The sequence below is a fragment of the Oerskovia sp. NPDC060287 genome (assembly GCF_042726775.1).
Classification (GTDB): domain Bacteria; phylum Actinomycetota; class Actinomycetes; order Actinomycetales; family Cellulomonadaceae; genus Oerskovia; species Oerskovia merdavium.
Genome location: NZ_JBHXBO010000223.1, coordinates 1 through 6,749 on the forward strand (window position 1 = coordinate 1; position 6,749 = coordinate 6,749).

The 6,749-nt window shown below is 73.6% G+C and carries 5 protein-coding genes and 1 pseudogene; 4 read left to right on the top strand and 2 right to left on the bottom strand.

Translation table 11 applies throughout. The annotated features are described in order from the left end of the window. The first annotated feature begins 202 nt into the window (after positions 1-202). Positions 203-628, top strand: coding sequence for a WhiB family transcriptional regulator (locus ACFWFR_RS15985; RefSeq protein WP_191802841.1), 426 nt, complete (start codon positions 203-205; stop codon positions 626-628). Here ACFWFR_RS15985 and ACFWFR_RS15990 read toward each other — a convergent pair. Continuing rightward, a complete protein-coding gene (locus tag ACFWFR_RS15990; RefSeq protein ID WP_377623615.1) occupies positions 614-1,711 on the bottom strand; it encodes a ThiF family adenylyltransferase in 1,098 nt (365 codons plus the stop codon). The genes ACFWFR_RS15985 and ACFWFR_RS15990 overlap by 15 nt on opposite strands. A gap of 234 nt (positions 1,712-1,945) precedes the next feature. Between ACFWFR_RS15990 and ACFWFR_RS15995 the strand changes: the two are divergent. Next, positions 1,946-2,500: pseudogene (locus ACFWFR_RS15995) on the top strand (SprT-like domain-containing protein); the annotation flags it as partial. Positions 2,501-2,652: 152 nt separating this feature from the next. On the opposite strand, the gene ACFWFR_RS16000 reads toward ACFWFR_RS15995, so the two are convergent. Then, positions 2,653-4,122, bottom strand: coding sequence for a zinc-dependent metalloprotease (locus ACFWFR_RS16000; protein ID WP_377615998.1), 1,470 nt, complete (start codon positions 4,120-4,122; stop codon positions 2,653-2,655). Positions 4,123-4,192: 70 nt separating this feature from the next. Between ACFWFR_RS16000 and ACFWFR_RS16005 the strand changes: the two genes are divergently transcribed. Both ACFWFR_RS16005 and ACFWFR_RS16010 read left to right on the top strand, forming a co-directional pair. Then, the gene (locus ACFWFR_RS16005; RefSeq protein ID WP_377623616.1) at positions 4,193-5,368 is read left to right on the top strand and encodes an NAD-dependent epimerase/dehydratase family protein; all 1,176 of its coding nucleotides are present in this window, start codon (positions 4,193-4,195) and stop codon (positions 5,366-5,368) included. A gap of 160 nt (positions 5,369-5,528) precedes the next feature. After that, positions 5,529-6,668 carry a PDZ domain-containing protein gene (locus ACFWFR_RS16010; protein ID WP_377623617.1) on the top strand — a complete coding sequence of 380 codons (1,140 nt, stop codon included), beginning with the start codon at positions 5,529-5,531 and terminating at the stop codon, positions 6,666-6,668. Positions 6,669-6,749: the final 81 nt, after the last annotated feature.

The following is a 6,749-nucleotide window of genomic DNA, read 5'->3' on the forward strand; positions in this document are numbered from 1 at the left end:
ACTCCGCACTGAGGACGTCGCCGGTCTAGTCACCGGTACCACCCTTCTCAGGCCGCGGAGTCCACCTGGACCCGCGGCCTTCGTGTTTCTCCGAATGCGATCGTCTTCCCGGTCAGCCGTCCACCATCCCGGACGCGACGACCATCTGCGGGTCCTGTGACAAAGAAGTTCACACGCAAACAGGACATCACTGGAGGACATCGTGCGGCTCACCGCGCTGCTCGACAACATCACTGCCCAGGGCGGATCCGGCCCCTGGACTCCCCATCAGCCCCTCTCCACCCCCCTCGGTTCGTCCGACGCGGCCGAGTTCGACCGGCTCCTCGCCGGTCTCCTGCCGTGCCGGACGAACGACCCCGAGCTCTGGTTCGCCGAGCAGTCGACCCAGGTCGAGCAGGCCAAGGCCCTGTGCCAGGCGTGCCCGCTCGTCGCGGGCTGCCTGGCCGGCGCCCTCGAGCGCCAGGAGCCGTGGGGCGTCTGGGGCGGCGAGGTCTTCGTCGACGGAGCCGTCGTCGCCCGCAAGCGTGGGCGTGGACGGCCGAGCAAGGCCGAGGTCCTCGCCCGTCAGGCCGAGGAGGCGGCTGCCCGCGAGGCAGCCGGGTCCGTCTCGGCATCATCGGCGGCCTGACGACATGGCCGCCGCACCCGTCAGGCTCGAGCACCCGCACCGCGGGTGGCTCACCACCTCGCGCAGCCTCGGCACGGCATCGGGAACACCGATCTCGATGCAGGCCGTGGCTGCGCGGGGCGTCAGCCCGTCGAGGTGCACGAGCACCTGGCTCGCGGCGATCGCCGAGCCGACTGCTGCCAGCGTGGTCTCCTCGACGTCGAGGACCTCGCGCTGAGGATCCCGGAGCTGGTCCGCGAGTTGCGGCCACTGCGGGTCGAGGTCGGCACGATGCCCCTCGACGCACCGGACGCACGGCGTCCGCCCCGGTCGGACGAACGGTCCGACCACCACGTCAGCCTCCCGCACCACCACAGGTAGGTGCGGTGTCCCGTCGCCTGTGAACCGCCCGTACCTGTCGGGGCGAAGCACGCGGCGCTCGACCACCACGACCACGTCCGGGCGCTGCGCGTGGGGCGAGACCCAGCGCGAGGCGTTGACCACCCGGGCCCGCACCTGCGGTGCGAGGTCCGCGAGGAGCCGCGCGGTGGCCTCGCGGCGAGGCATCCCGACGTCTCGCGGCCGGTAGCCGCCGAGCCCGACGTCGGTCGCCTGGACCGGCGCGGCGTCGTCGAGCAGGAGGGTCCCGACCCCTGCCGTGGCGAGGACGACCGCGGTCCCGACGCCCAACCTTCCCAGGCCGTCGATCGCGACGGCCGCGCTCGCGCGGCGGGACAGCGTCGCGTGCCCTGCCGCGTCGGGGCGCAGGAGCGAGAGCGTCGCGGCGTCGGCCGCGCCGCGTGCGGGCGCGGTCACGTCCTCGCGCACCTCGTCCGGCTGCCCGACGACGAGGAGCGCCTCGCGCAGATGGCGCAGGATCGCGCGTTGCCGCTCGGGCGGGATGGCACGGACCTCGGCCGGGGCCAGCAGGAGAGGTCGGGCTGAGCGGTCGTGGTCGAGGAGCCACGCCTCCTCGTCCTCGCTCAGACCGCTCAGGAGCACGCTCCACCGGTCGTCGGTGCCGTACTGCAGCTCGCCGGGGCCGCGGCGCAGCACGACGGTCCCTGGGCGCAGCCGGACGGGGAACGGGGATGTGTCGACCATGGGCGTCTCCTCGGCTGTGGGCTCTCGGAGATGCTCCGTCGGAGCCTGCGCGGTTCAGCCTGCCAGCGCCCCGCCCCTCGCGAGCGTTGTCCACAGCCGCGTCTGCACAGGTCTGCCACGCCCGAGGCTCGCAGCCAACGCTTGACCGTTTCTCGACGGTTTCTCGCACACGCGTCGCAGAATCGTCGGCGTGGTCTATGGCATATGTCACGATGAACCACTACGGTCTGTGCCGTGGCCTACGAAGCCGAGCGAGGTACCCAGGGTGGTGCCGAGACGTACGTCGAGGTGCGCCGGAGCCGTCGTCGCAAGAGCACGGTCAGCGCATACCGCGACGGGGAGCGCACCATCGTGTCGATCCCCGCGCGGTTCACGCGAGCCCAGGAACGCGAGTGGGTGCAGCGGATGCTGGACCGGCTCGCGGACAAGGAAAGACGGCGCAGGCCCTCCGACGCCGAGCTCGTCGCGCGCGCCACGGAGCTCTCGACCAAGTACCTCGACGGACGGGCGCACCCCACGAGCGTGCGCTGGTCCAGCAACCAGGGCCGACGCTGGGGCTCGTGCACCCTGATCGACGGCAGCATCCGGATCTCGACGCGCGTCCAGGGCATGCCCGAGTGGGTCCTGGACTACGTGCTGCTGCACGAGCTCGCGCACCTGCTGCACGCTGGGCACGGCCCGGGGTTCTGGGCTCTGCTCGAGTCCTACCCGCGGACGGAGCGTGCCAAGGGCTTCCTCGAGGGGGTCTCGTTCACCCGTGACGGCGGTGCCCCCGAGTCACCGGACGACGACAAGGGTGCCCCGCCTCACGTCGAGGTCGAGGCGCACCCTGCGCCGGCACAGGACGCCGCCGCACCGGAACCCGCTCCACGGGCGACGCCCGACCGGCACGCCGTGCCGGCCGGACGCGGCGCGCAGACCCCCGCGAGGCAGGCCGCGCGCTAGGTGCGCGGGGAGCCGTCGGCCTCGGTGTCGTCGGTCGAACCGTCGGCCTCGTTGAAGATGTCCGCGAGCGCCTTGTCGAGGTCGGTCTGCTCGGCCTGGACCTCGGCGCGCCGCGACTGGTAGCCGGACGGGTCGTCGAGGTCGAGCGGGCTGGGCAGCAGGTCAGGGTGGTCCCACACGGCGTCGCGGGCGTCGGCGCCGCCCTGGACCGCGATGAGCGCCCACAGCGTCGCGGCGTCGCGCGAGCGCCGCGGCCGCAGCTCGAGCCCCACGAGGGTCGAGAAGATCTGCTCGGCGGGGCCGCCGGCCGCCCGCCGGCGGCGCAGCATCTCGCGCAGCGGCACGGCGTGGGGCAGGTGGGGGAGCGCGGCCTGTGCGCTGACCTCGTCGACCCAGCCCTCGACGAGCGCGAGCGCGGTCTCGAGCCGGAGCAGCGTGGCCTCCTGCTCGGGGGTGTTCTGGAGGCCGAACACCCCACCCGACAGCGCGTTCTGGAGGGCGCCCGTGTCGGTCACGTCGATGTCGGAGAGCTGGGACTCGAGCGCGTCGAGGTCGATCGTGATGCCTCGCGCGTACGCCTCGACCAGCCCGAGCAGGTGCCCGCGGAGCCAGCTCACGTGCGTGAAGAGGCGCGCGTGCGCGGCCTCGCGCAGTGCGAGGAAGAGACGGACCTCCTCGAGCGGGGCGTCGAGCCCCTCGGCGAAGGCCGCGACGTTCGTGGGGAGCAGGGCGGTGGCGGGCTCGGGGAGCAGCGGCAGCCCGATGTCCGTCACGCCGAAGACCTCGCGCGACATGGTCCCCGTCGCCTGCCCGATCTGCATGCCGAACACCGCGGAACCGAGCCGGCGCATCATCTGTGCGGGGTCGAAGTCGGCGCCGAGCGCGCCCGCAGGCAGCCCGGGGATGCCGAACGACCCGGCGTCGAGCGCGTCCCCGCCGCCGGGGAGCTGGTCACGCAGGACCGTGGAGAGCGCGTCGGCGACCGACGACGCGACGGGGGCGGCGAGCGCGTTCCACGCGGGGAGCGTCTTCTCGACCCACTCCGACCGGCTCCACGCGTACCGCTTGCCTCCCGCGGGCGGGAGGTCGGTCACGGCGTCGAGCCACAGCTCGGCGACCGACAGGGCCTCTGTCGCGGACCGCACCTGGGCGGGCGTGAGCGACGGGTCTCCCTCCGCGACGGCCACCTGGCGCGCGATGTCGTGCGCGACGTCGGTGTTGACCGGGCCGTTGCCCGAGCTCGCGAGGAGCCGCTGGACCTGGGCGAGCACGTGCTTCATCGCGGCCGGGTCGTTGCTCAGGCCGCTGCCGGCGGCGAGCGCCGCCGGGTCGAGACCGCGTGCACGCAGCTCGCGCAGCGCTTCGTCGGCGTCCGCGCCGAACATGGATCGCAGGAGTTCTTCCCACTGCGCGTCGGGCTGGTCGCCCGCGCCGGAGGCGAACTCGTCGGGCGGTTGGCTGCTCATCGGGGTCTCCTCGGGATAGCGTCAGGAATCACCGTAACCACAATCTGGGACCAGCAAGGGGGCGCGAGGCATGTCGGAGGGCTCGGTTCGCTCACGGCGCAGCGCGCCGGGGGCAGGGACGCCCGGTCCGTCGAGCGCGCCCGGGGAGGACGACGGACGGGCGAGCGACGCCGTCGGGCAGGGGGACGGCGCGGCGACGGACGCCGCCTCGGACGGTCAGGGCGAGCGCCCGGGCGCCGACGACACGACCGTGGTCGTGGGCGAGGGGCGCGTCGCGGCGCTCGTGCGTGAGGCGCTCGGCGGGCGGGGCCAAGAGCGGGCGCCGGCCGAGGCCAACGACCTGGCCGCGCCGTGGATCGCGGGTGCGCGGACCGTGGTCGTGGTCGCGCCCGCGGGGGAGTTCGGGATCAGGGCGCTCAAGGGCGAGACGCGCCGTGCCTTCCTCGTCGAGCAGGCGCGCCGTGTCGTCCGTGCGGCCGCCGCGCACGGCGTGCGCCAGGTCGTGGCGGTCACGTCCGCGACGGTGCACGGCGCGAGCGCCGACCGGCCCGTCGTCGAGGACGCCGACCCCGTCTCTCCCGACGCCGCAGGATTCGTCGCGGACCTCGTCGCGTTCGAGGAGGCGCTCGCCGACGAGGTGGGGCTGGCGGGCGAGCCCGTGCAGCTCGCCGTCTTGCGCCCCGCGGTCGTCGTCGGCCCCGAGGTCGACACGATCCTCACGCGACACTTCGAGGCGCCTCGCCTGCTCGTGGTCAAGGGCAGCGAGCGCCCCTGGCAGCTCGTGCACACCGACGACCTCGCCGCGGCGGTCCGCCTCGTCGCGGACGGAGGGCTGTCCGGGACGTTCACGGTCGGGGCGATCGACGAGCTCGGCGAGCCCGACGTGGTGACTCCTGCCGAGCTGGTCGAGCGCACGGGGCTGGCGACCGTGAGCCTGCCCGCGGCGACCGCGTTCGGTGCAGCCGAGCGGCTGCACCGCGTGGGCGTGCTGCCCTCGCCCGCGAGCGACATGGCGTTCGTCGTGCACCCGTGGACCGTCTCCGCGCGCGGCCTGCACGAGGCGGGCTGGGTGCCTGCGTGGTCGAGCGCCGAGTGCGTCGACGTCCTCATGGACGGTGTGCGCGGCCGGATCGCAGTGGGTGGCCGTCGTGTGGGTGGCCGGGACGCCGCGGCGCTGGGGGCCGCGGGGGCGGCGGTCGCGCTCCTGGGGACGGCCGCGATCTGGCGGCAGGCTCGACGGCGGTGAGCCGCCTCGGGCGGTGGCCTCGCCCAGGGCGGGCCTCTCGTCGGGCGTGCTCCCCGTGAGGTGAGGGGATCTCCCGGCGTGCGCGACGTCGTCGGGGGCTGGCAGGAACCTCACGGCCCGCCGCCAGCGAACCTTCAGGATTCTCGGGGATGATAGCGACGTGACAGAACCGCTCGCCCCCCGAGACCCGCACGAGCCCGCGCCCGGCGCCGACCCGTTCGGCCCTCCGCCCGAGGACGACTACACGCCTCCTCCCGTGACGCGCCGCTCGCTCACGCTCGGGATCTCGTTGCTGGCCACGACCCTCCTGGTCGCGGGCCTCGCGGTCATGCCCGCGCCCTACGTGGTGCGCTCGCCCGGCCCCACGCAGGACACGCTCGGCGAGCAGAACGACCGCGAGCTCATCCAGATCGAGGGTGCTGAGACGTTCGACTCGACGGGTGAGCTCCTGCTGACCACGGTGTCGGTCGCAGGCGGCCCCGGGTACCCCGCGAACCTGTTCCAGGTGGTCGAGGGCTGGGCCCAGCGGTCGCGGTCCGTGCGCCCCGTCGAGGAGACGTTCCCGCGCAACGTGACCCAGGAGGAGACGGCCGAGGAGAGCCAGGCCGAGATGCTGTCCTCGCAGGAGACAGCGACCGTGGCCGCGCTCACCGAGCTCGGCTACGAGGTGCCCGCGACGCTCACGATCCAGGGCGCCGCGAAGGACACGGGCGCGGCCGGCGTCGTCGAGGAGGGCGACGTCATCACGTCGGTCGACGGCAAGGAGGTCGTGACCTACCAGGACCTCATCGACGAGCTCGCGACCGTGACCCCGGGCGAGGACGTGGTGCTGGGCGTCGACCGCGACGACGAGGCCGTGGACCTCACGATCACGACGCAGGAGGCCGACGGCAAGGCGATCCTGGGCGTCTTCATCGACCCCGACTTCGAGCTGCCGATCGACGTGAAGATCCAGATCGACGACATCGGCGGCCCCTCGGCGGGCACCATGTTCGCGCTCGGGATCATCGACCAGCTCACGCCCGAGGACGAGGCCAACGGCAACGTCATCGCGGGCACCGGGACCATGAGCGTCGAGGGGAACGTCGGGCCCATCGGTGGGATCCAGCAGAAGCTCTACGGCGCGAAGCGCGACGGCGCGACCTGGTTCCTGGCCCCCGAGTCGAACTGCGACGAGGTCGTCGGCAACGTGCCCGAGGGCCTGAACGTCGTCAAGATCGCGACGCTCGAGGACGCGCGTGACGCGATGGTGGCGATCGGCGAGGGCGAGGGCGCGAGCCTGCCGACGTGCACCTCGTGACCGGGAGGACCTGAGAGGCCGCACCGAGACGACGACGGACTCGGCTGCCGGAACGACGGCGGGGCCGGACGACCACGGTCG